The following is a 264-nucleotide window of genomic DNA, read 5'->3' as shown; positions in this document are numbered from 1 at the left end:
AGGGCCGCATCTGGGCTTTCCGCTGGGGCCGGAGGATCTGCTGGTCGACGCGGAAGGGCGGCCGGCCCGGCTCGACAAAGCCTTTTCCTGGGATGCGCCGATCGCGGCCCATGGACTGATGCACATGGTGATCGCCAACGCCCACGCGGGCGATCCCTATCCGATCGACGTGCTGTTCCTCTACATGGCGAACATGGCCTGGAACTCGTCCATGAACACGGCCGGCACGATCGCCATGCTGGAGGAGAAGGACGAAGCGACCGG

Annotated in this window: 1 protein-coding gene; it reads left to right on the top strand. The window is 65.5% G+C overall.

The window, feature by feature from the left end; all coding sequences use genetic code 11:
* Positions 1-264, top strand: a 264-nt coding sequence (locus FLQ44_RS22775) for a hypothetical protein (protein WP_147696171.1), incomplete at both ends; no start/stop codon positions are given.

The sequence above is a fragment of the Vogesella mureinivorans genome, assembly GCF_007644035.1.
Lineage (GTDB): Bacteria > Pseudomonadota > Gammaproteobacteria > Burkholderiales > Chromobacteriaceae > Vogesella > Vogesella mureinivorans.
This window is presented reverse-complemented; position numbering and strand designations above follow the sequence as displayed.